Below are 20,183 nucleotides of genomic sequence, written 5' to 3'. Positions count from 1 at the left end.
CACTAATCCAGTGCCCGTTTCCGGGACGTCTCGAACGCTCATAGAGGAGTCAACGATGAAGACGAAGCATCCATTTCTCGGCGAGTTGTCCGGAGAGATGCTCGGTACCGCCATCCTGGTCGTGTTCGGCTGCGGCGTCGTCGCACAGGTCGTGGCCGGAGGATTCCCCAAGTCGGTCGGTGCCGGCGACCACAACTCGATCGCGTGGGGGTGGGGACTGGGCGTGACCATGGCCGTCTTCGTCGCGGGGCGCATCAGCGGCGCTCACCTGAATCCGGCGGTCACCGTCGCCCTGACCGTCTTTCGCGGCTTCGAGCGACGAAAAGTGTTGCCCTTCATCGGCGCACAGATGGCGGGTGCCTTCCTGGGCGCGCTGATCGTGCGGTTCGTCTACGCCGACCAGATCGCCGCCGTCGATCCCGGCCACACCCGAGCGACGCAGGGCATCTTCTCCACCTCGCCCGGCGAGGGCGTGTCGATCGCGACCGCATTCGCCGATCAGATCGTGGGCACCGCCCTGCTGGTCATGGTGATATTCGCCGTGACCAGCGCGATCAACAACCCGCCGATGGCCAACATGGGCCCGGTGATCATCGGTCTGCTGGTGGTCGCCATCGGCATGGCGTGGGGCACCAACGCCGGATACGCCATCAACCCGGCACGCGATTTCGGCCCCCGACTGGCCTCCTGGATCAGCGGCTACCAGGACGCGATGTACTCGGCCAACGGTCCCGAGTTGTACTTCTGGCTACCGATCGTCGCCCCGATCATCGGCGGATTGCTGGGCGGGGCGCTGTTCGTCTACGGCATCGAGCGGTTCCTGCCGCCCGACGATGCGCGCCCCGACGAGATCGGTGTCTCCGAAGCGACCGCGGTTCCCCACCGCTGAGCCTGCTCGTCATCTTGTTTGCAACCACTACCCCCTCAGGAGAGTGATCCCATGCCCGATTTCGTCGGTTCCGTCGACCAAGGAACCACCAGCACCCGATTCATGGTCTTCGACCACGGCGGCAATGTCATCGCCGCGCATCAACTCGAACACGAGCAGATCCTGCCCCAGGCCGGCTGGGTGGAGCACAATCCGGTCGAGATCTGGGAGCGCACCTCCTCGGTCATCCAGACCGCGCTCGGCAAGGCCGGGCTGGTCAGCAGCGACCTCGCCGCACTGGGCATCACCAACCAGCGTGAGACGACCGTGGTGTGGAACAAGCGGACCGGTCGGCCGTACTACAACGCCATCGTCTGGCAGGACACCCGCACCGACCGCATCGCCAGTGCGCTGGAGGCAGCGGGCCACGGCGAAACCATCCGGCACAAGGCCGGTCTGCCGCCGGCGACCTACTTCTCCGGCGGCAAGATCAAGTGGATTCTCGACAACGTCGACGGCGTGCGGGAGGCCGCCGAGCGCGGGGATGCGCTGTTCGGCAACACCGACAGCTGGCTGCTATGGCGGCTGACCGGTGGTAGCCACGGTGGCGTCCACGTGACCGACGTGACCAATGCCAGTCGCACCATGCTGATGAACCTGGAAACCCTGGACTGGGACGACGAACTTCTGGCGCTCTTCGGGATTCCGCGTCAGATGCTGCCCGAGATCGTGCCGTCGTCCTCACCCGAGCCGTACGGCATCACCCTGGCCGACGGACCACTGGGCGGCGAGGTGCCGCTGACCGGCGCGCTCGGCGATCAGCAGGCCGCCACCGTCGGCCAGGTGTGCTTCGCACCCGGTGAGGCCAAGAACACCTACGGCACCGGCAATTTCATGTTGATCAACACCGGCAACGACATCGTGCGCTCCTCAGCGGGCCTGCTGACCACGGTCGCCTACAAGTTCGGCGACACCGAGGCGGTTTACGCCCTGGAAGGCTCGATCGCCGTCACCGGTTCCGCTGTGCAGTGGCTGCGTGACCAGCTCGGAATCATCAGCGGCGCAGCACAATCAGAGGTCTTGGCCCGTCAGGTCGAAGACAACGGCGGGGTGTACTTCGTGCCGGCGTTCTCCGGCCTGTTCGCGCCCCACTGGCGCTCGGATGCCCGGGGCGCGATCGTCGGTCTGTCACGGTTCAACACCAATGCCCACGTGGCGCGCGCGACGTTGGAGGCGATCTGCTACCAGAGCCGCGACGTCGTCGAGGCGATGGAAGCCGACTCGGGGGTCCACCTCGAGGTGCTCAAGGTCGACGGCGGCATCACCGCCAACAACTTGTGCATGCAGATCCAGGCGGATGTCCTCGGCGTCGACGTGGTCAAGCCGGTGGTCGCCGAGACCACCGCGCTCGGCGCCGCCTACGCGGCGGGTCTGGCGGTCGGCTTCTGGAAGGACACCGACGAGCTGCGCAAGAACTGGCTCGAGGACAAGCGCTGGAATCCGACCTGGTCCGACGAGCAGCGCCGAGCCGGCCACGCCCAGTGGCGCAAGGCCGTCCAGCGCACGCTCGACTGGGTCGACGTCGGCTGAGCCGGCAGTGCACCGACCTCCCCAACCTCGAAAGGTCAAGTGACATGGAATCATTCCCGTTGTCTCCGCTCAACCGCGAGACCGCACTAGCCGATATGTCCGAGACGCCGGTGGACATCTTGATCATCGGCGGCGGCGTGGTCGGTGCCGGCGCCGCGCTGGATGCCGCTACCCGCGGCCTTCGGACCGGCTTGGTTGAGGCGCGCGACCTCGCCTCCGGGACGTCCAGCCGCTCCAGCAAACTGATCCACGGAGGGCTGCGCTATCTGGAGATGCTCGACTTCGGGCTGGTCGCCGAGGCGCTTTCCGAGCGTGGGCTGATGCTGGAGAAGTTGGCGCCGCACCTGGTGCGGCCGGTCAAATTCCTCTACCCGCTCAAGCATCGGGCGTGGGAACGGGTCTATCTGGGAGCCGGCCTGGCGCTGTATGACGCGATGTCGAAGGCATCCGGGCACGGTGCCGGCGTCCCCCTGCACCGGCACCTGACGCGTCGCGGTGCGCTGCGAGTTGCGCCGTCGCTGAACAAGGAGGCACTCGTGGGTGCTCTTCAGTATTACGACGCGCAGGTCGACGATGCCCGGCACACGATGACCATCGCCCGCACGGCAGCCGCCTACGGCGCGAGGATCGCGACGCGCACGCGGGTCGTCGACCTGCTGCGCGAGGGAGAGCGAGTCACCGGTGCCCGGGTGGTGGACCTGGAATCCAACCGCCAGTACATGATTCGGGCGCGGCAGGTGATCAACGCGACCGGGGTGTGGACCGACGATACGCAGACACTGGCCAACGAGCGCGGACAGTTCCATGTGCGCTCGAGCAAGGGCATCCACCTCGTGGTGCCGCGCGACCGCATCCGGTCGTCGAGTGGCATCATTCTGCGAACGGACAAGTCGGTCCTGTTCGTCATCCCGTGGGGCCGGCATTGGATCATCGGCACCACGGACACCGACTGGTCGCTGGACAAAGCCCATCCCGCGGCCAGCCAGCGTGACATCCGCTACCTGCTCGACCAGGTGAATTCCGTGCTGCGAGTGCCGCTGACCGAAGCCGACGTCGAGGGGGTCTTCGCGGGACTGCGTCCGTTGCTGGCCGGCGAGAGCGCCGATACCTCCGCATTGTCGCGCGAACACGCGGTGGCACATAGTGTTCCGGGTCTGGTGGTGATCGCGGGCGGCAAGTACACCACCTATCGGGTGATGGCCAAGGACGCGGTCGACGAGGCCGTCCACGGCCTGGGTGAGACCTTCGACCGCAAAATCCCCGTCTGCATCACCGACGACGTACCACTGCTCGGAGCCGAAGGCTTCCGGGCGATGTGGAACGCACGGACCCAGCTCGCGGCCGAATCCGGACTGAACGAGTCGCGCATCGCTCGGCTGCTGAACAGGTACGGCTCAATGATTGGCGAAGTGTTGGCCTTGATCCGAGATGATCCGTCATTGGGCGTCCCGCTGCCGGCCGCCGACGACTACCTACGTGCCGAGGTCGTGTACGGCACCACCCACGAAGGGGCGCTGCACCTCGACGACGTGTTGTGCCGCCGGACCAGGATCTCGATCGAGACCTTCGACCGGGGAACCGAATCCTGCTCGGAGGTCGCCGATTTGATGGCGCCGGTGCTGGGTTGGTCTGACGAACAGAAGGCCCGGGAGGTCGCACACTATCTGGCGCGGGTCGCCGCCGAGCGGGAAAGTCAGTCGATGCCCGACGACGAGACAGCCGATGGTGCACGGCTCGGGGCCGCCGACATCGTGCCAGTCGGGTAACGGCCCGAGCGACCGCCGTAGTGGCGACGATGTAGGCCGCGAGGGTGCCGGTAGGGATCGCGGTTGACCTGCTGTTGGACAACGCCGTGTCCGTTTCGTAGCCTGGCCCGACGTGGGGCAGACAGGGCCCGGCAGTTCGGCGGCGACAACGTCGCCAGATGACGTACCCGCCGACAGATACCTTGTGTGGAGCTAACGCTTCCGACAGAAATGGACGCAGATGACCTCGGAGATCCCGGCCACGGCGCGCTCACGGCATATCCCCGCGCTGGTCGCATCGCTCGTCGCGGTCGCCGCGGTGGCCGCCCTGGGCGGGCTTGCCTCTGCTAGTGCCGCGAGCCAGTACGGACGGCTTGCACAACCCGATTGGGCGCCGCCGCCCAACGTTTTCGGACCGGTGTGGACCGTCTTGTACGCGCTGATGGCGATCGCCGCCTGGCTCGTGTGGCGGGCCGACCCCCGATTCGGTAACCCGGCGATCATCCTGTACGCCGCGCAACTGGTCCTGAATCTGGTTTGGTCACCGTTGTTCTTCGGCCTCGGCTGGCGTGGTGTGGCGCTCGTGGACATCGTGCTGCTCGACGTGGTCCTGGCCGCGACCCTTGCGCTGTTCTGGAAGGCCAACCGCACGGCGGCCGCGCTGCTCATTCCGTACTTCGCGTGGAGCCTCTTCGCGACGGTCCTGAACTACTCGGTGTGGTCGCTGAACAGCTGACCAGTCTCGGGATGACGACGCCAGCGGGCAGGCATTAGAGCCGTCAGCTGGTCGGGAGCCGGGTGATCAGCCCCTTGTCGCCGTCCACTCTGACTCGATCACCGGTCTTGAGCACCTGGGTACCCACCAGCGTGTTGACCACGCAGGGTAGCCCGTACTCCCGCGCTACGACCGCGCCGTGCGACACCGAGCTCCCGATGTCGGTGACCAAGGCCGCGATCACGGTGAAGTACGGTGTCCAGCCGACGTCTGTCACGGGTGCGACGAGGATCTCGCCACGCTGCACCTCGCGGGCATCGTGTATCGACTTGGCCACGCGCACAGTGCCTTCGGCGATGCCCCGGCTGGCCGGCCGGCCGGTGAGTTGATCGTCGGTGAGAGCACCGTGAACCCGCGCGAGGATAGGGGTGGGCCGACCCACCGACACGTCGTCGAATTCCAGTGCCTGTTGAAACGGCAGCGCATCGCGACGCTGCTGCGCACGGTGCACGAGGCCGGCGATGTCGTCGTCGCCGACGACCAACGGCAACTCGGCCCGATCGAAGAAGAAGACAAGGTCCGCGTCGGGAAGGCGTCCGGAATCGGCCAGCACCTCGCCCAGGTGGTGGTATCCGAGCTTGAGGCGGTGGGCCATCAGCGCCATCTTGGACTTGGTCTCCTCGCGCCCGCGGGCACCGCCCTGAGCCAACCGGGCCAGCAGCCGAACTGTCCGCGACCGGGGTGCATCGGCAGCTGTGCGCCGTGACTGCTCGCCAACCGAACTCCGGGCAGACTGCACCATGACCTGCATCATCGACCCGAGTCCGTCGGCGTCCTCGGCCCAGGCGGGGTCGCGCATGCACAGTTCGCGGTAACCGCGGTGGCCGTGCCGAATCAGGAACTGCCGCAACGCCGCACCCCCGCGGCTGTCACCTGCGCGTAAGCCGATGACAGCATCCGACGGCGCCGCGGCGAGGAACTGTTCGGCGGTGTCGTCGTCGGCCGCGATCTCGCGAACTACCGCATGCAGTTCATCGACCATCATGGCGCTCGACGTCGGCGGCGCCGGCCATCAGGCGAGCCGCCTCGGCTTGACCCTCGTGCTCATCGAGGCCGTTCTTGACGGCGTTGCGCACCAGGTAGCTCTCCAGAATGTTCGCGCCCACCGCAGCTCGCGACGACGACCGCACGTGAACCAGCGTGACATAGCAGTACAGTTCGACGCCCGCTTCCAGTTGCTGCAGAACGTGTTTGGCGTCGCGACTGGTGGGAATCGGATACGCGGCGATCCGGTCGCCGAGCCGCCGGATGGCCGGACCGGCCGACAATGCATGCGAGCTGAGCCGGATCGTGTTGATCAGTTTGGGGATGAACGGCTTTGGTGGTTTGGCCTCGAGTTCGTCGACCACCCGCCCGCAGATCGACATGGAGAACTGTTCCAGCGAGTTCCCGAGTATGCCCGAACTCAGTGCCGTGCCTTCGGTCATGTTCAAGAACATGTGCCCGTAGAAGTAGCCGACTTGAAGCCACGGCGTCGCGTAGCTGTCCTGTGCCCGCGCCACCACCTGCGTGGTCTGCATGGCGTAGTCGATCGCGTATCCCGATACCGACGCGGTGAGCGGACAGAAGGCCCCCGGCATCATCTCGCCGATGTTGCATCGGGTGTAGACGTGGGACGGGCCGGCCAGCGGGGTGTCCATTTCGTTGAGGTCCCCGGGCAGTGTGGTGATCGGCCGAGCCTGCAACCATCGGAGCTGCCCGCTGGTGTCGATCGCCCATTCCAGGTCCATCGGCCGGCCCCAGTGCCGGGCTGCGTGCAGCGCCGGCGCGGATCTGCGCGACTTCCTCGTCGGAGAGCACGGGATTCTCTCCGACCTCGCGGACCGCTTGGGTGCCGGCGGCGGTCAGCACCAGATGGTCGGAGATGGCAGAGCCGTCGACCAGTGCTTCGCCCAACCCTGCGACGGCGTCGATCACCATCAGATCCCGGCGGCCGGTCGTCGGGTCCGCGGTGAATACCACTCCGGCAGAACGTGCATCGACCATCTGCTGGACCACAACGTGCATGGTGACCCTGCCGGCGCCGGCATCGTGGCCGCTGTAGGAGGACGCTCGGTCGGAGCCGACCGAGGCGGCACATCTGCGGACGGCCGCGGCGAACGCATCCAGCGAATCGACGCCGAGGACGGTGTCGTACTGCCCGGCGAACGACTGCTCGGCGCCGTCCTCTCCGGTGGCCGAGGACCTGACGGCGACCGGGCAGGCGCCCGTCGCCTGCATCTGGGCGAAGCGGTCCGTCACCGAGTCCGGAAGAGGCAGCAGGGAGGCATTGGCGATGACGAAACCCGGTGGGACGCAGAGCCCGATCCGGGTGAGCTCGGCCAGACCCAAAGCTTTGCCGCCGAACCGGTCGTCGATGATGTCCGCGAATTCGATCGTGGTGGTCTGCACGTGTCAGCCCAACGCGTCGATGATCTCGGCCAGCGCCCCGGCATCGATGGGTCCGGGTTGATACAGGCAGATTCGGTCCGAAACACCGTCGACACGATCGCGGATGTGTGCGGCCACCTCGGCTGGAGTTCCGCATGCGGCAATCGTGTGGAGCATTTCGTCATCGATCAAGGTCGCCATCTCCTGCCATCGGCCTTGCTTGGACATGGCGTTGAGTTCCGGCTGCAGATCGCCCCAGCCGTGCGCCTCCAGCACCGGGCGGTACGCCGGGTGGATCCGTAGAACGACAGCAGCATCCGCGTCGACGTGTGATCCTCGCCCACCGAAACGATGATCTCGGGTACCACCGCGAAGTCGGCGGTGGCGCGGCCGGCCGCGGCCAGCCCGGCACGGACAGCCGGCATGGTCTTCTCGTGCAGGAACCGCTTGGACCCGAACGGCATCACCAGCAGACCGTCGGCCACTTCGGCCGTCGCGCGGGTCATCTGCGGACCGAGCGCGCCGAGATAGATCGGCGGCGGCCCAAAGGGATTCGGGCCCGGATTGAACGTCGGCGTCATCAGGGTATGCCGGTAGAAGTCACCGCGGAAGTCGAGGCGCTCACCGGTGTTCCACGCGGCGAAGATCGCCCGCAGCGCACCGACCATCTCCTTGATCCGGGCCACCGGTCGATCGAACTGGGCGCCGTAGCGTTTCTCGATCTGCGCCCGGATCTGAGTGCCGAGGCCGAGGATGAACCGGCCCTGCGAAATCTCCTGCAGGTCATTCGCCTCATGTGCCAGCTGAATCGGATTGCGGGGGAACGCAATCGCGACGTTCGTCATCAGGTCCAGGCCCTGACCGTCGATGCCAGGACCAGAGGTGTGAAGACCTCCCGCGGCCCCTCGAAGGTGAACACCCCGGACGCTCCGGCTTCGCGTAGCACGGCCGCGCGCTCCACCGCATCGGTCGGGCCGAACAGGGCTGTCATGACCTTCACGGCGTGACCGCTTCCTGGACGTCGGTCCAGTCGTGCAAGCCCGACGGGTGGTGCGGGCCGATGACGGCGTGCTCGAACAGACCCGCGCCCTGGTGTGTGCTGCCGTCGGGTTCGGTGCAGACCGCCCGGCCCACATGGTCGATCAGACTGAACGGGGCCCGAGCGAGCACCTCGGGATCGGTCATGTCGTAGGAGACGCGCTCGGCGGACGGCCCGCCCTTCCACGTGCCATGCGCCCAGGTGGAGTCCCCGCCGTAGCCGGACCCGAACGCGATGGGCGCGAACAGCTTCGACTCGACATCGAGCTGCAGCCGGCTTCCGTCGCGGGTCATCATCTCGATGTGTGCGCCGTGCGGGATTCGAGTGCCGGGCGTGTAGTGGATCGTCGCGCGCACGCCGTCGAGCTGTTCGACCCTGCCGTCGGGCCAGCGCCGGCTGCAGTCGTAGAGACTGCGGTGGCCGTCCGGGTCCTCCTGGATGATCAGGAAGATCTGGTAGTCGGCAAAGGCCAGCGGCAGGTACAGCCACCACATGCCGCCGAATGCGGTGTCCGGTCGGCCGGCGGGTTCGGGCTCGCCGATGGGCCGGATTCCCCAGGACCGGTCGCGGCTGCCCACTGAAGTCGTCGCGTCGACACTCAACCGTTCACCGTCGACGTCGATCCATCCCTCCCAGCTGCCGAGTTGAGCAAACCGGCACGCGTGCAACGTCACTCGTCGATCCGAGTGCATCTGATGCGGATGCTCCAACGCCGCGGGGAACAACCCGCGCCATCTGAGGTCAGCCGAGACGCCCTCGGTCTCGGCGACGGTGAGGTGCAGTTCCTGCAGGGGCTCGACGACGTCGAGCCGGTACCCGTTGACGTTCTGGTGAAGACGATCATCGTCGATCGCGTCACTGAACCGGACGGCGGTCTGAGTGTCTCCGCGGCGGATCAGCAGGTAGGCGTCCTTGACGCCCAGTCGTGGGTAGTAACCGATGCCCGTCAGCGCCATGAAGCGGCCGTCGCGGTCGAGCACGTTGAAGTAGGAGCGGTCGTAGAAGTTGCGGTCCGAGGTCGCTGGAGCACTCATCGGCACCGGCGCCTGGTGGATCGGGTATTCGTCGAGCGGGCTCAGGATCAACGGGCTCTCCCTAATAACGATACGATGCGAGCTATATTGGAAATGATGAGAACAGATCCGCCCGACGATGACAAGGGACCCTCCCGGTCGCCGGGGCGGCCTCGCGACGAGAAGATCGACGCGGCGATCATCCGGGCGACTCGCGAGCTACTTCTCGAGACGGGTTATCCGGCTCTGTCGCTGTCGGCCATCGCCGCTCGGGCCGGGACCACCACCGCCGCCATCTACCGGCGCTGGTCCGGCAAGGCGCAGCTGGTTCACGAAGCGATATTGCCCGCCGAGATCATGGCGATGCCCAGCGCCTCCGGTGACGTCGTGGAGGACATCCGAGCGCTGGTGGAGGCGACGCGGACGATGTTCGACCGGCCCGAGGTCCGGATCGCCCTACCGGCGCTGATCGCCGATACGGTTGCCGACCCGGAAGTTCACAGCAAGATGATCTCGCGGTTCGCCAGCAGTCTCACCAGTTTCCGAACCCGAATCGACCAGCAATACAGTCCATCGCCCGGTGATGGTGACCTACCGCTGCTCGCCGAGGTCGTGGTGGGCAGCGCGATCTTCCGCATCATCATTCGCCACGACGCCCCGCTGGACGCGGCCTGGGTCGACGACGTGACCAACTTGATCAGCTCGGGCTGGCCATCGGTTGCTGACGGCTCCAGCACCGCGGACTAACCGTCCGGTCGCTCGCCGATGAACTCCACCCCGGCGGTGATCGCTGGGCGGTGGCGCAGGACTCGGTAGTGGGCCAGCCGGCCGAGTCCTTTTGTGGTCAGTAGTCGCGCACCGTCCCACGACGCGGCCAGTCGCTCGGTGGCGACATACGGGCTGTCCGGGTCGTCGGGGTCGTGGATGAGAAGCAGCGGAGGGTAGTTGGCTCGTCGACCGACCCGGGTCATATTGGTCTCATGCAGGGGCATGGCGATGCGCTTTTCCAGACGACGGTGCAGTCCCGCGCGGATGCGGCGGCCGAAGCCATGGCGTGCGGCGAACAGGTCGAGATAGAGCGGAAAATCGGCCATCGGCGCGAAGAAGACCAGACGCCCTACCGGTGCGCCCTGCGCCGCCGCCAATGCGGTGGCGTTCGCGCCCAGTGAGTGAGCCACCACCGCGTGCGCCGGCCCATGGGTCTGGATCATCGCCGCGATCGCGTCGGCACACTCGGTGGCTGTGGTCCGCCCGGGAGCGAGCTCACCGGGATCTGATTCGTTGTGGCTGGGCAGGTCGAACGCAACGACCCGGTGCCCGGCTTCCACCAGCGGTTTGACGAACATGGCCAGGTGCGGGCGCTGCCCCCCACCCGTGCACCAGATAGATCGGCGGCCCTCGCCCCATTCCTCACCGGCTACTCGATGCCCATCCCAAAACGCTTCCACCGGCCTGCCGGGGGGCACACCCGGCGGCATGCGCATAGCCGACTCGAGAACCGGTGGGGTGCACCACAACTCGACTGCCCACCGTGATCCAAGCCACGGCGCGAACCGCTCGAGCAGCCCAAACCGTCGGCGCACCCGGTCCTCGACCGGGGGAAGAATTCCAGACCCTTCCACATCGAGCGGGGGGACCTCGCCGATCTGCCCCTGCCCCGACGCCGGTTGAGGTGCTCCGTCGGTCATGAACCCCGATGGTAGTACTAGCCGGTGAAACCCTTCCCCGCTGTCGAGCGGTCGTGGTGGCTGTAGGTAAGCGGGATGTGCTTGCCGCGGGCGATCTTGTTGAGCATGGCAATCCGCTCACGTGCGGCGGCCCCGCTCTTCTTCCTGCTCTCCCGGATGGGATTGGAGAACGGCAGCCGGTCGGCCACCCTGGCGATGCCGACGTTGAGCCGCGTGAGCTCGGTGAAGATTCGCACGCGCCGTTCGAAGTTGTAGCCGAGCGGTTCGAAGAGCGTGCCCGCCACCATCGCCTCGATCTGCTTGTACCCGAACACGACTCCGGCCGGTGCCAGGGCGACGCTGGCTGTGATCTGGTTGACGTGCCGGGCGACCACTTTCTTGACAACGCCGGGAAGCGCGTCCGTCAGGGTCGTCAGGTGCACCGGACCCGCGATGGCATCGACGAGTTGGGCGCGCCACGGAGACGGGTTGCCGCCGCGGGCGAGAACGTAATTCAACGATTTGATCAGCTCGATGCCGTTCGGGGAGTGCAGCGCCTCGGGGGCACCCCACAACCGCCCGGAGAAGGACGAGTATTCGGCGAGATCCTCGAGCTGTTGTTTGGTGAGCTTGCGGCCGAAGGCGTGGTCGACGAGTCGGCCGAGCAGCATGCCGCTGCCGAACCCGAGCAAGGATGTAACGGGGATCGGCTCACCGAACTTGAGGTAGACGTCGTCACCCCACTTCTGCCGCAGTCCTTTACTGGCCAGGGCGTGCATCAACCGCACCCGCACCACGTCCTGGAACGCATCCGATTGCCGATCGAAGATGTCGGGCAGCGTGAACTCCGCGAAAACCTTTGCGGTCTCGATGAATCGGCGCGGGCCGTCGTCGGCGAATCGGCCCGTGGCTCCGGTGGCCGCGGAAATGTCGCCCGTCATCGCGGTCTCGTAGAAGGCCCACCCGCGGATGATCGTGGTGGCGGCGAACGTGGCCGACATCGCCAGCATCCGGCCCCGCTCGGCCGCGACGAGATCGAACTGGGAAGGCAGTTGATCCAGGTGGTCGAAGAGGTCGACGAACTCCTGTGGCGGGTCCTCGAGGGTGTCGATGCCCTGGGTCAGCGCTTGTTCGAAGAGCGCCCGGCCCTGCTCATAGCCGAGGCGCTCGAAGGCCTCGACAGCGCCGATCATGAGTTCGTCGCGTTGCCAGAAATAGTCGTCCCGCAGGCGCGTGAGATCGCTGGGTTGGACCTCTGTCGATGTCGATCCATTCGCCGAAGATGAATTCGCGCATGAATCGCCACTGGTCAGCGAAATGGTCGCGGCCGGGCGGGATGGGACGCAACGGCCGGTCGGGATGGTCACGCCGATTGAAGTCGACGTCGGAGAGGAGGATCTCCGGACGTTCACCAGTCACCGTCATGAGGCGACGTTATCGCGGGCATGACTTTCTGGCAACGCCCGTTGTCAGTTGGCGCGGATTGGCAGGGCTGGAAGCTCATCGTTGGCTTCCAGCGGGCGCATGAGTGCCGGCAGCACAAGATGTCGGCGCATTCGCCAGTTCGATTGCCGAAACAGGCTCGCCATTGCCGCGACGGTGCCGCCGATGTCGTCGCGGCCGGTGAGGTACGCCCAGCGGTGCGCGTCTGGCAACGAGAAGAACTGTTCGAAGAAGCCGGGGACTTCACCGGTCGGCATGCGCAACAACGCCTCCAGGCCGATGCGTCGAACCCGGTGAATCCCCTTCGCGGCGGTGGGCCAGACCGTCTCCCCGCTGCCGCGAGCGCTCGATCTGGATCCGCGGGCAGATGCTCGGCCAGCGCGCCAGCCACCTGCGGCGCCAGCTGAAGCGCGGCTGCGACACTGAATCCGGTTGCCGGATGGATCAGCGGTGCGGCCGCGCCGAACCCGAGCACGTCTCGTCCCGAATGTCGGATTTGGTCGACTGGGAATGAAACCTTTTCCGTGCGTGCGTCTTTCGGCACGGAGATGCCGTGGTGTGCGAGCCGGGCATCCAGCCGGCGGCGCATGGTCGCCAATGGCAATCCGGGCCGGCGCGCCAGTGAGGTCTCTTCAGCGAGCATCCTCCCGCCGCCCAGCGGAACGACGTACAGAAACGTCGGCCACCCTGGCTCGCCGTGATCGCCGCGCCAATCCATGAACAACGCTTCGCCGGGGGCGACCAGCGGTGCCAGCGACGCTTCGTCGAGGATCATGCCGTATGCGGTTTGCTCGGCGGATACCCGCCGCGTCCGGTTCGGATCCAGCGGGCGCGAGCGGCCGGTGGCATCCACCACGACCGAAGCGCGCAGGGTCGAACCGTCGGCCAACGCCACCACACCGCGCGCCGGCGATCCGACAGCACGCCCGGCGTAGACGGTCACGCCCGCACTTCGGTCAACAAGGTGAGCGCGCAGCGCGTCCACGTCGAGCACCACATATTCCCAGCCCAGACGGTGTTCGGTGAGGGCGATGGCCCGGCCTGCGGCTCGCGCGGCGACCGCGGAGACCGGCAGGTCGGCGGGCAGTTCGGGCCACATGCCGTAGGTCGCCACCCACCGCCGCTCCGGGTTCGGATCGAGCAGGCCGACCGTCAGTCCGCGTTGACTGCACGCCGCCGCCAACGCCATACCGGCCGGCCCCGCCCGACTACCAAGACGTCCACGCGCTCTATGGTGCCCTCTTGGGCAAGAACCCTGTTGTGCCGGGTCACGCGGTGGCCGAGCCGTCACCACCCTGCGAATACGTGGCCCGCAGAATCCGCAGCTGCAGATACGTCGTAACCAACAGCAAAGGCACACCCATCACCATGCTGGCGATGCCCAGCGCTACCACGTTGTCGTCGAGGTAGAAGGGGATCTTGACGGCGCTGCGCGCAACGACGGCGGCAGCCCAGATGACGGTGCACAGGTCATAGGCCCGTCGTTGAACGCGATCGGAGTACCACCGTGGGTCGGCAATCACCGGCCCGACGAGGACTCCGACCAGCGGGCGGCGGATGAGCAGGGAGGCGATCAAGATGAAGCTCAAGACCGACGTGCGAACGATGTCCAGGAGATAGAAGTCAGTCCCGTCACCGGTGGTGACGACCACGAGGGCGGACACCACGATCAACGCCGCGCCGGCCAGCGCAGTCCGCACGGGCTGCCGACTGAGCAGTCGGATGAGCGCCAGGACAACTGCGAGCGCCAACGCGGCGCATGTGGCCGATCCGATCTGTTGTGTCGCCAGGTAGACAGCAAGAAAGACGGCGTGCGGTCCGAGAGCATCAGCCAGCCCATGCCAGCCGCCCCCAAGGTCTATCAGTCGTCCGTTGGGTGAGGTGATCACCGCGGCAAACGCGGCCCCCCAGTGGTGAAGCCGCCGGCGGAACCGTTGGCCACGCCGGGCCTTGTCCGTCGTCGAATGTCGACTCACGATGGCAGCGCGTTCAGCCAGGTCGTCACGGTGTCTACATAGGTCTGGGGTTGGTGCCCGTGCATGGAGTGCGGCATCTGCGGAAAGCTCAGGTAGTGAAATGAGTTACCGGCACGTTCGACTAGACGCTGCGCATACTGAACCTGCAGGTCGGAGACGGCACCCAGGAGATTGCCGGTCGCCGGATCATGCATACGGAAGTGGTGGGTGAAAAGAACCGGGACCCTGACGCGCGCGAGCATCGTTTGGTGGTCACAGTTCTGAGCCACCGCGCCGGTAAGAAACGCGTGCCCCCATTCGGGGTCGTACTCGCGCAGATTCTGCGGAATCTCGCCATTACCCCCCGGCTTGCCCGGAGTTCCACCATTGCCGATCAGACCGGCCGGAACCCACTCGGGTAATTCCACGTCCTGCGCGTTGCGCATGCCGTCGAAGTCGGCGATGCTCCATTGCGCCCCCAACCATTTGTAGAAGAGCTCGAAGAGCGGGCCGGCGGCCTGCCGAATCGACGGTCCCAGTACGGGGTTGAGTTCAGATGCGAAGAGTGGGGCGTCTTCGTAGACGGCTGCGCGGATCTGCCCAGGCGCGGCGTAGGCAGACAGCCACGCTGCGACGACGCCACCCGACGACAGTCCGCAGACCACCACGGGCCGTGCGATCACTTGATCGATGAACCGAACAAGATCCGACCCGAACAGATCGAGGCTGTAACGGCCGGGCGTCCAGGTAGACCGTCCTTGCCCGCGCAGGTCGACGGCATAGACCTGGAAGCGCTGCGAAAGCAGCGTGATCGCATGCTCGTAACCCCACCAGGACTCGGTTTGGCCTGGAATGAGCAGTATGGCTGGGTTGTGCGCCTCGCCCGCGGTCGCATAGTTCATCCTGACCTCGCCGAGGTCAACAATCTGCTCCGGATACTCATGCGGCACAAATATTTCCGGATGGTTCTCGTAGTCCAGATATGTCACAGCCATGACGCTTTCCGATCAGTTCAGTGAGTGTCCAGGTCATCGGCAAACGTGACCGGCCCGTCGAAATGCGCGCCGATAGCGTTGCGGGCCTTGGTCGTGCTTTCCGGCGGGAGCGGATTATGGGTAATGACAATCGATTTGACGCCTGACCGGCTTGCCAGCAGGCCTACCTCGTCGGCGGTCAGGTGTTCGAGCTCAAATCGTCGTTTGATGGCGGCCAGCGCAGTCGGCGGAAAGCCAAATGTGCGGGATATTCTGGCCACGATCTCCTCGGGATCGGTGATCTCGCTGACCAGTACGTCCGCGCTGTCGGCCAATCGCTCGACATTCACACTGGGGCCGGTGTCGCCCGTATAGGCGATGCTCCGCGTGGAGTGTCGAACCGCAACGAAAGTGATTGGTAGCGGAGTGCTTCCGGACTACCGTCGGGAAACGCGTAATGCGTATTCGTGACGGTGACAACGTCGATGTCGCCTAGGGTGAACCGTGACCCGTCGGTGATCTCGATGGCGGTGATGTCGGCGTCGAACTGCTTCACGAAGCCCGGCACCTGCGACATCGATCCGGAGACGAAGTCGAACGACGACCGGATCGCATTGACCATGCGGAGCGTTCCGCGGCCCGTAAATCGTCAGCGGGCCAGGGATATGCGCTTGCAGCCTGCGCCCCAACAGCCCATAGAGTCCGGCGGTGTGGTCGATATGCAGATGGCTGAGTATGACGGTGCGGACCGCGGAAAGAGGGATCCCTGCCTTGCATAGCTGATCGACTGCGCCGTCGCCGCAATCGACCACGATCGCCTCCGCCCCGTCGTAGAGCACGTTCGCCGGCTGGTGCCGTACGGCGCTCGGAAGTGGACCGCTCATTGTTCCCAACGTGATCCACCGGAACTCCTGATTGCCGTGCGGTCCGGTGTGGGCGGCGTTCACGCCACCGGCTTCCTCGAGCATCGGTTCACCTTTCGATCGCGCGGTCGTCGAACTTCACTTTACGGTCGTTAAATGAAATGTCCAGCGCGGCGAGAAAAGGTGATCCACCTAACAGCCGTAAAGTGAACGCGTGATCCCGCCTGACGCCGAGCCCAAGACTCGTGCCGAGCGCGTACGCCAGACCCGGGAGCGCATCGTCACTGTGGCGCTGACGCTGTTCGCCGAAAAGGGCTATGAGGCAACGTCGTTGCAAGACATTGCCAACGAAATGGGACTGACCAAGCCTGCGGTGTTCTACCACTACCGCGGTAAACAGGAGATCCTCAAGGACCTGGCCGAGCCGGCCCGGACCGCCCTGTCCGCACTTCTGGATCGTGCTCGTGCCCACCCCGTTGGGCCGGAACGCACCGAGATTCTGGTAACCGGGCTGGCGGACCTGTTTCTTTCACGCCGTGAGTTCGCGCGAATAATGGCGCAGCAGGCCGCATTCCGTGACGCCATGCGCACCGCGGTCGGTGGGCCCGGGATGCTCGATACGCTCATCGAGGTCACCTACGGCCCCGATCCAAGCCTGGACCAGCGATTCGCTGTGTATTCAGCGACGTCGGTGGGTCCGGCTCTCTCGGCACTCGGAGATCACCCGCAGCACGAACTCAGAGCGGTTTTGTTGCGAGCATTTCGCCGGATAGCCAGCGTGCAATGACGGTGGCGACAAGGTTGCGATCACCTACGCCGCCGAGTACGTGGCGCGCAATGCTCTCGCCGCGGGTCTGAGCGCCGACCGCGGTCGGTCGCTACAGTTGAGAAGCACCATGGCCGTCAAGCACAGCATCCTCCGATCGACGGTTGTCCTTGCAGTTCTGCTGATCAGTGGCGCCCTCGGATCGGCAACCGCCATGGCCGCTGAACTCGGCGACTATCGCTGGGAACGTCGTCCTCTGCTGGTGTTCGCGCCCGCGCAGAGCGACCCACGACTCACCGCGACGTTGAGCCGCATCGAAGCGACCGGCTGTGACTTCGCCTCCCGCGACATGGTGCTCGGGCAGGTGCCCACCGGCGGCAGCACGCTCGATGGTCAACCCGTCGACGCCGAGCAGTCGCAGCGGCTGCGGACGCAGTTCACGGTCGACGCGAACTCTTTCGCAGTGGTGTTGATCGGCAAAGACGGCGGCGAGAAATTGCGCGTCACCGAGGTCCCCGACCTTCGGCAGATCTACACCGTGATCGACGGTATGCCGATGCGCGGCAACGAGATTCGTGCCAATCCGAGGCGGTGTTGATGATGCGATACGGGCTGGCCGGAACCATGGCGGCACTTTCGACACTTCTGCTGGTGTCCTGCGGAAGCATCGAGGGAGCCGCACACGCCGGACCCGCGGTTCCGCTGGTCTCCCTCGACGCCGGTTGGACCACGGTCAATGACCCCGTCATGGGCGGTCGATCCACGTCGAAGGTCGCGTACGCCGATGGTGGTCTTGTCTTTTCGGGAACCATCTCCCTGGAGAACAACGGCGGTTTCGCCTCCGCCCGCAGTCCGGAAGACCCCGATATCGGCCGACGAGCCGCCGGCGCCATGTCGATCCGCGTGAGTGCCGTCGGCGACGGTAAGACCTACGTTGAGAGTGGGCGCCGCGGGACAGCCCTGGTCCTACATCCAGCGCTTCCCCACCGAAGCCGGCGTTCCACGGACATACGAACTTCCCGTGGCAGCTTTCCAGCCGGTGGGGATGCGGATGGATCCGGCGCCGCAGGCCCCAGCGGCTCTGGACCCGTCGATCATCACCGAAGTATCGGTCTTCATTCTCGACAAACAGCAGGGGCCGTTCGCCATCACGATCACGGGGATCGACGCGGAGTCCTGAGCGCGGCAGTCCGCCTCAGGACACCGTGACGTGGACGTGGTTGAAGTGGTTGGCCACCCGCCACATCGTGTAGGACACCCCGAAGCGTTCAGCCTGGCTTTGCACGTCGGCGTTGATCGCATCGCCCAGCGCCATGTCCGAGCCGATCATGATGTCGATGGCATGGCCGCTCGGATGATCGGGAATCGGGTCCGGGCGCACGCCACCGATGGACTGCACACCCGGAAGGTCGCGATGACGTAGGCCGCGAGGGTTCGGGCGTTGGGGTCAGGCCGCTCATACCGACGGTGGGGATCGCGCCGGGGCCCAGCAATGCTTGCTGGGCGGCCGGCAGCGCGTAGGTTGCCCGCACCAATCTGACCTGGCCTTCGACCTCCGACTGCTTGGTCTCCAGATCGGCCCGCACGTCGCGGCGGCGTCGGCGGCCGCTTTGGCGGTGGCGGCGGATTCCGGAGGCGGCCGCGGCGACCGCGGCCTGGCGCTGGGCCTCACGGAACTTCTGCAGCTGTCCCGTGATCTGGTCGGTGATCGTCCGCTGGACGGCCAGTTGGTCGATCAGGCGCTGGGGCGACGCGGCAGCGAAGAACGCCGTCACGCTGTCGGTGCTGCCGCCGGTGTAGATCGCGGCCGCGGCTCGGTCGACGGTCCCCTGATAATCAGCCAGCTGCGCCCGGGTGGATTCGAGAGCGGCCACGTCGTCGGTGTGCTTTTGCTCCGCGGCGCTTTGCAGCTGCAACTTCCTGTCGAGGTCCAGCTGGACGGATTGAGCGGTCTCGATCAACTCCTGCGCCTGTTTGGTCAGTTCGTTGAGCTTGGCCAGCTCGTCCACTTCCGGCTCGGCGAACGCGGAACCCGCCGACACCACGCAGAGCGCAGCGACGATCGCGATCGCTCCTGCTGCCCTGCTCGGACCAGTTTTCGGTGAAAGGCCGGTGAAACTTCACGACTGCGCATCCTTTGACCGCCAGGCGACGTCGTCTCCGTCGAATTGCAGACCCTTGTGGCTCAGGTCTCGGCAAGGTTACGAAACGGTACGGAGGTTGTCCAACCGCGGCGAATTACCGGACCACGAGCACCGGGCACTCGGCGTGATGGATGAGGTTCTGGCTGACCGAGCCGAGGATCGAGCCGGCCAGCCTCCCGCGACCGTGACTGCCGACGACCACCAGCTGGGCCTCCCGCGACAGATCGGTGAGCCCCTTCGCCGGGCTGACGTCCTGAAAAACCTTGACGACATGGGCGTTCGGATACTTCCTGGCCAGCGGTTGCACCAGCTCATCCATCCGCCGGCGCTGCTGGGTCTCGAGAACATCCAGCAACTGCCAGTCCATGTTCCCCTCGCCGAGGTCGCCCATCCCGACAGCCGCGTCGATCTCCCACATGTGCACCACCGTCAGCTGCGCATGCAACCCGCGGGCAATGTCAGGCCTCCGCGAGCGCCCGACCGGACGCCTCCGAGTCATCGATGCCGACCACGACCGGTAACGGTTTACCGGTCTTCGCGACGGGCGCCCGCCAGACCACCACCGGACACTGCGCACGGTGGACGATCCGCACAGCGTGGCCTCCCAGGGCTCGGTGCTCCCCGCGCCGGTGCCCACCACCAACAGCCCCTCCGGCGAAGCATCTGTCAGGCAGTCGCGACCGCGGACTTGACCATGGCCGTGCTGATCATCAGATCGGGGTGCGCCGACCGCACGTCCGCTTCCGCCGCGGCGAGCACCTCGTCGCCGTTGCCCTCGGGTCCGGTGGTGCTTCAGCGCCGGCGAAATGCCATTCGAGCCGCGGGACCGCATGCAGCAACGTCAGCGGAAGGGCGGGTGGTGGCGAACTCCGCGGCCCACCGGGCCGCGCCGAGCGAGGCGTCCGATCCATCGATGCCGGCAACGACGGACTGTTCTTGGGCAGCGGAGGTCACGCCCGAGACTAGGGACC

Annotated in this window: 17 protein-coding genes and 6 pseudogenes; 10 read left to right on the top strand and 13 right to left on the bottom strand. The window is 66.0% G+C overall.

Translation table 11 applies throughout. The features are described from left to right. Positions 1-55: 55 nt before the first annotated feature. The 4 genes from G6N32_RS00100 (at position 56) to G6N32_RS00085 (ending at position 4,939) form a co-directional block, all read left to right on the top strand. The gene (locus G6N32_RS00100) at positions 56-889 is read left to right on the top strand and encodes an MIP/aquaporin family protein (protein WP_115317893.1); all 834 of its coding nucleotides are present in this window, start codon (positions 56-58) and stop codon (positions 887-889) included. 51 nt (positions 890-940) lie between these two features. Beyond that, positions 941-2,458, top strand: coding sequence for a glycerol kinase GlpK (gene glpK / locus G6N32_RS00095; protein ID WP_115317894.1), 1,518 nt, complete (start codon positions 941-943; stop codon positions 2,456-2,458). Between the two features lie 44 nt (positions 2,459-2,502). Continuing rightward, entirely contained in the window at positions 2,503-4,224 is a 1,722-nt protein-coding gene (locus tag G6N32_RS00090; RefSeq protein WP_115317895.1) for a glycerol-3-phosphate dehydrogenase/oxidase, read from the top strand. A gap of 220 nt (positions 4,225-4,444) precedes the next feature. After that, on the top strand, positions 4,445-4,939 hold the full coding sequence (locus G6N32_RS00085; protein ID WP_115317896.1) for a TspO/MBR family protein: 495 nt from the start codon (positions 4,445-4,447) through the stop codon (positions 4,937-4,939). A gap of 43 nt (positions 4,940-4,982) precedes the next feature. Here G6N32_RS00085 and G6N32_RS00080 read toward each other — a convergent pair. The 3 genes and pseudogenes from G6N32_RS00080 to G6N32_RS00070 all read right to left on the bottom strand — a co-directional run bounded on the left by G6N32_RS00080 (position 4,983) and on the right by G6N32_RS00070 (position 9,472). Further along, positions 4,983-7,369: pseudogene (locus tag G6N32_RS00080) on the bottom strand (PEP/pyruvate-binding domain-containing protein). A gap of 3 nt (positions 7,370-7,372) precedes the next feature. Beyond that, a pseudogene (locus G6N32_RS00075) lies at positions 7,373-8,348 on the bottom strand (TIGR03617 family F420-dependent LLM class oxidoreductase). Beyond that, positions 8,345-9,472 (bottom strand): Rv3169 family protein, encoded by a 1,128-nt coding sequence (locus tag G6N32_RS00070; RefSeq protein WP_115317899.1) that lies wholly within the window; start codon positions 9,470-9,472, stop codon positions 8,345-8,347. Before G6N32_RS00070 ends, G6N32_RS00075 begins: the two are co-directional and overlap by 4 nt. A gap of 45 nt (positions 9,473-9,517) precedes the next feature. Here G6N32_RS00070 and G6N32_RS00065 point away from each other — a divergent pair, with 45 nt between their 5' ends. After that, complete coding sequence (locus G6N32_RS00065; RefSeq protein ID WP_115318943.1) at positions 9,518-10,147, top strand: TetR-like C-terminal domain-containing protein; 630 nt, start codon at positions 9,518-9,520, stop codon at positions 10,145-10,147. Here G6N32_RS00065 and G6N32_RS00060 read toward each other — a convergent pair. The 8 genes and pseudogenes from G6N32_RS00060 to G6N32_RS29260 all read right to left on the bottom strand — a co-directional run. After that, positions 10,144-11,088: an alpha/beta fold hydrolase gene (locus G6N32_RS00060; protein ID WP_163789023.1), complete on the bottom strand. Its 945-nt coding sequence runs from the start codon at positions 11,086-11,088 to the stop codon at positions 10,144-10,146. The two genes, G6N32_RS00065 and G6N32_RS00060, sit on opposite strands and share 4 nt — an antisense overlap. 17 nt (positions 11,089-11,105) lie before the next feature. Then, positions 11,106-12,492, bottom strand: a pseudogene (locus G6N32_RS00055) (oxygenase MpaB family protein). After that, entirely contained in the window at positions 12,476-13,699 is a 1,224-nt protein-coding gene (locus G6N32_RS00050) for a lycopene cyclase family protein (RefSeq protein ID WP_232077400.1), read from the bottom strand. The pseudogene G6N32_RS00055 and the gene G6N32_RS00050 overlap by 17 nt, the downstream one beginning before the upstream one ends. Positions 13,700-13,778: 79 nt before the next feature. Continuing rightward, positions 13,779-14,486 carry a DUF3159 domain-containing protein gene (locus tag G6N32_RS00045; RefSeq protein WP_163789021.1) on the bottom strand — a complete coding sequence of 236 codons (708 nt, stop codon included), beginning with the start codon at positions 14,484-14,486 and terminating at the stop codon, positions 13,779-13,781. Then, positions 14,483-15,454 (bottom strand): alpha/beta hydrolase, encoded by a 972-nt coding sequence (locus G6N32_RS00040; protein WP_410432788.1) that lies wholly within the window; start codon positions 15,452-15,454, stop codon positions 14,483-14,485. Before G6N32_RS00040 ends, G6N32_RS00045 begins: the two co-directional genes overlap by 4 nt. A gap of 23 nt (positions 15,455-15,477) precedes the next feature. Continuing rightward, positions 15,478-15,774, bottom strand: coding sequence for a hypothetical protein (locus G6N32_RS00035; RefSeq protein WP_163789019.1), 297 nt, complete (start codon positions 15,772-15,774; stop codon positions 15,478-15,480). An 11-nt stretch (positions 15,775-15,785) separates the two neighbouring features. Beyond that, a complete protein-coding gene (locus tag G6N32_RS28680) occupies positions 15,786-16,061 on the bottom strand; it encodes a hypothetical protein (RefSeq protein ID WP_232077399.1) in 276 nt (91 codons plus the stop codon). Positions 16,062-16,110: 49 nt separating this feature from the next. Then, positions 16,111-16,323, bottom strand: a pseudogene (locus tag G6N32_RS29260) (MBL fold metallo-hydrolase); the annotation flags it as partial. A 193-nt stretch (positions 16,324-16,516) separates the two neighbouring features. Here G6N32_RS29260 and G6N32_RS00025 point away from each other — a divergent pair. The 4 genes and pseudogenes from G6N32_RS00025 (at position 16,517) to G6N32_RS29230 (ending at position 18,248) form a co-directional block, all read left to right on the top strand. Then, positions 16,517-17,089, top strand: coding sequence for a TetR/AcrR family transcriptional regulator (locus G6N32_RS00025; RefSeq protein ID WP_115317906.1), 573 nt, complete (start codon positions 16,517-16,519; stop codon positions 17,087-17,089). Positions 17,090-17,198: 109 nt separating this feature from the next. After that, positions 17,199-17,666, top strand: a complete 468-nt coding sequence (locus tag G6N32_RS00020; protein ID WP_163789015.1) for a DUF4174 domain-containing protein — start codon at positions 17,199-17,201, stop codon at positions 17,664-17,666. Next, a pseudogene (locus tag G6N32_RS29235) lies at positions 17,666-17,941 on the top strand (CIA30 family protein); the annotation flags it as partial. The gene G6N32_RS00020 and the pseudogene G6N32_RS29235, both read left to right, overlap by 1 nt. A 34-nt stretch (positions 17,942-17,975) precedes the next feature. Continuing rightward, entirely contained in the window at positions 17,976-18,248 is a 273-nt protein-coding gene (locus G6N32_RS29230) for a CIA30 family protein (protein ID WP_336504841.1), read from the top strand. A gap of 117 nt (positions 18,249-18,365) precedes the next feature. On the opposite strand, the pseudogene G6N32_RS29320 reads toward G6N32_RS29230, so the two are convergent. Further along, positions 18,366-18,449 (bottom strand): annotated as a pseudogene (locus tag G6N32_RS29320) (hypothetical protein); the annotation flags it as partial. Positions 18,450-18,684: 235 nt separating this feature from the next. Here G6N32_RS29320 and G6N32_RS29315 point away from each other — a divergent pair. Next, positions 18,685-19,173 carry a hypothetical protein gene (locus G6N32_RS29315; RefSeq protein ID WP_473743256.1) on the top strand — a complete coding sequence of 163 codons (489 nt, stop codon included), beginning with the start codon at positions 18,685-18,687 and terminating at the stop codon, positions 19,171-19,173. Between the two features lie 133 nt (positions 19,174-19,306). On the opposite strand, the gene G6N32_RS00005 is transcribed toward G6N32_RS29315, so the two are convergent. Further along, positions 19,307-19,630, bottom strand: coding sequence for a universal stress protein (locus G6N32_RS00005; RefSeq protein WP_163789010.1), 324 nt, complete (start codon positions 19,628-19,630; stop codon positions 19,307-19,309). Between the last annotated feature and the right edge of the window lie 553 nt (positions 19,631-20,183).

It is taken from the genome of Mycolicibacterium aichiense (assembly GCF_010726245.1).
GTDB lineage: Bacteria > Actinomycetota > Actinomycetes > Mycobacteriales > Mycobacteriaceae > Mycobacterium > Mycobacterium aichiense.
The sequence above is the reverse complement of the archived record's forward strand: the minus strand, read 5'-3'. Positions and strand labels throughout refer to the sequence as shown.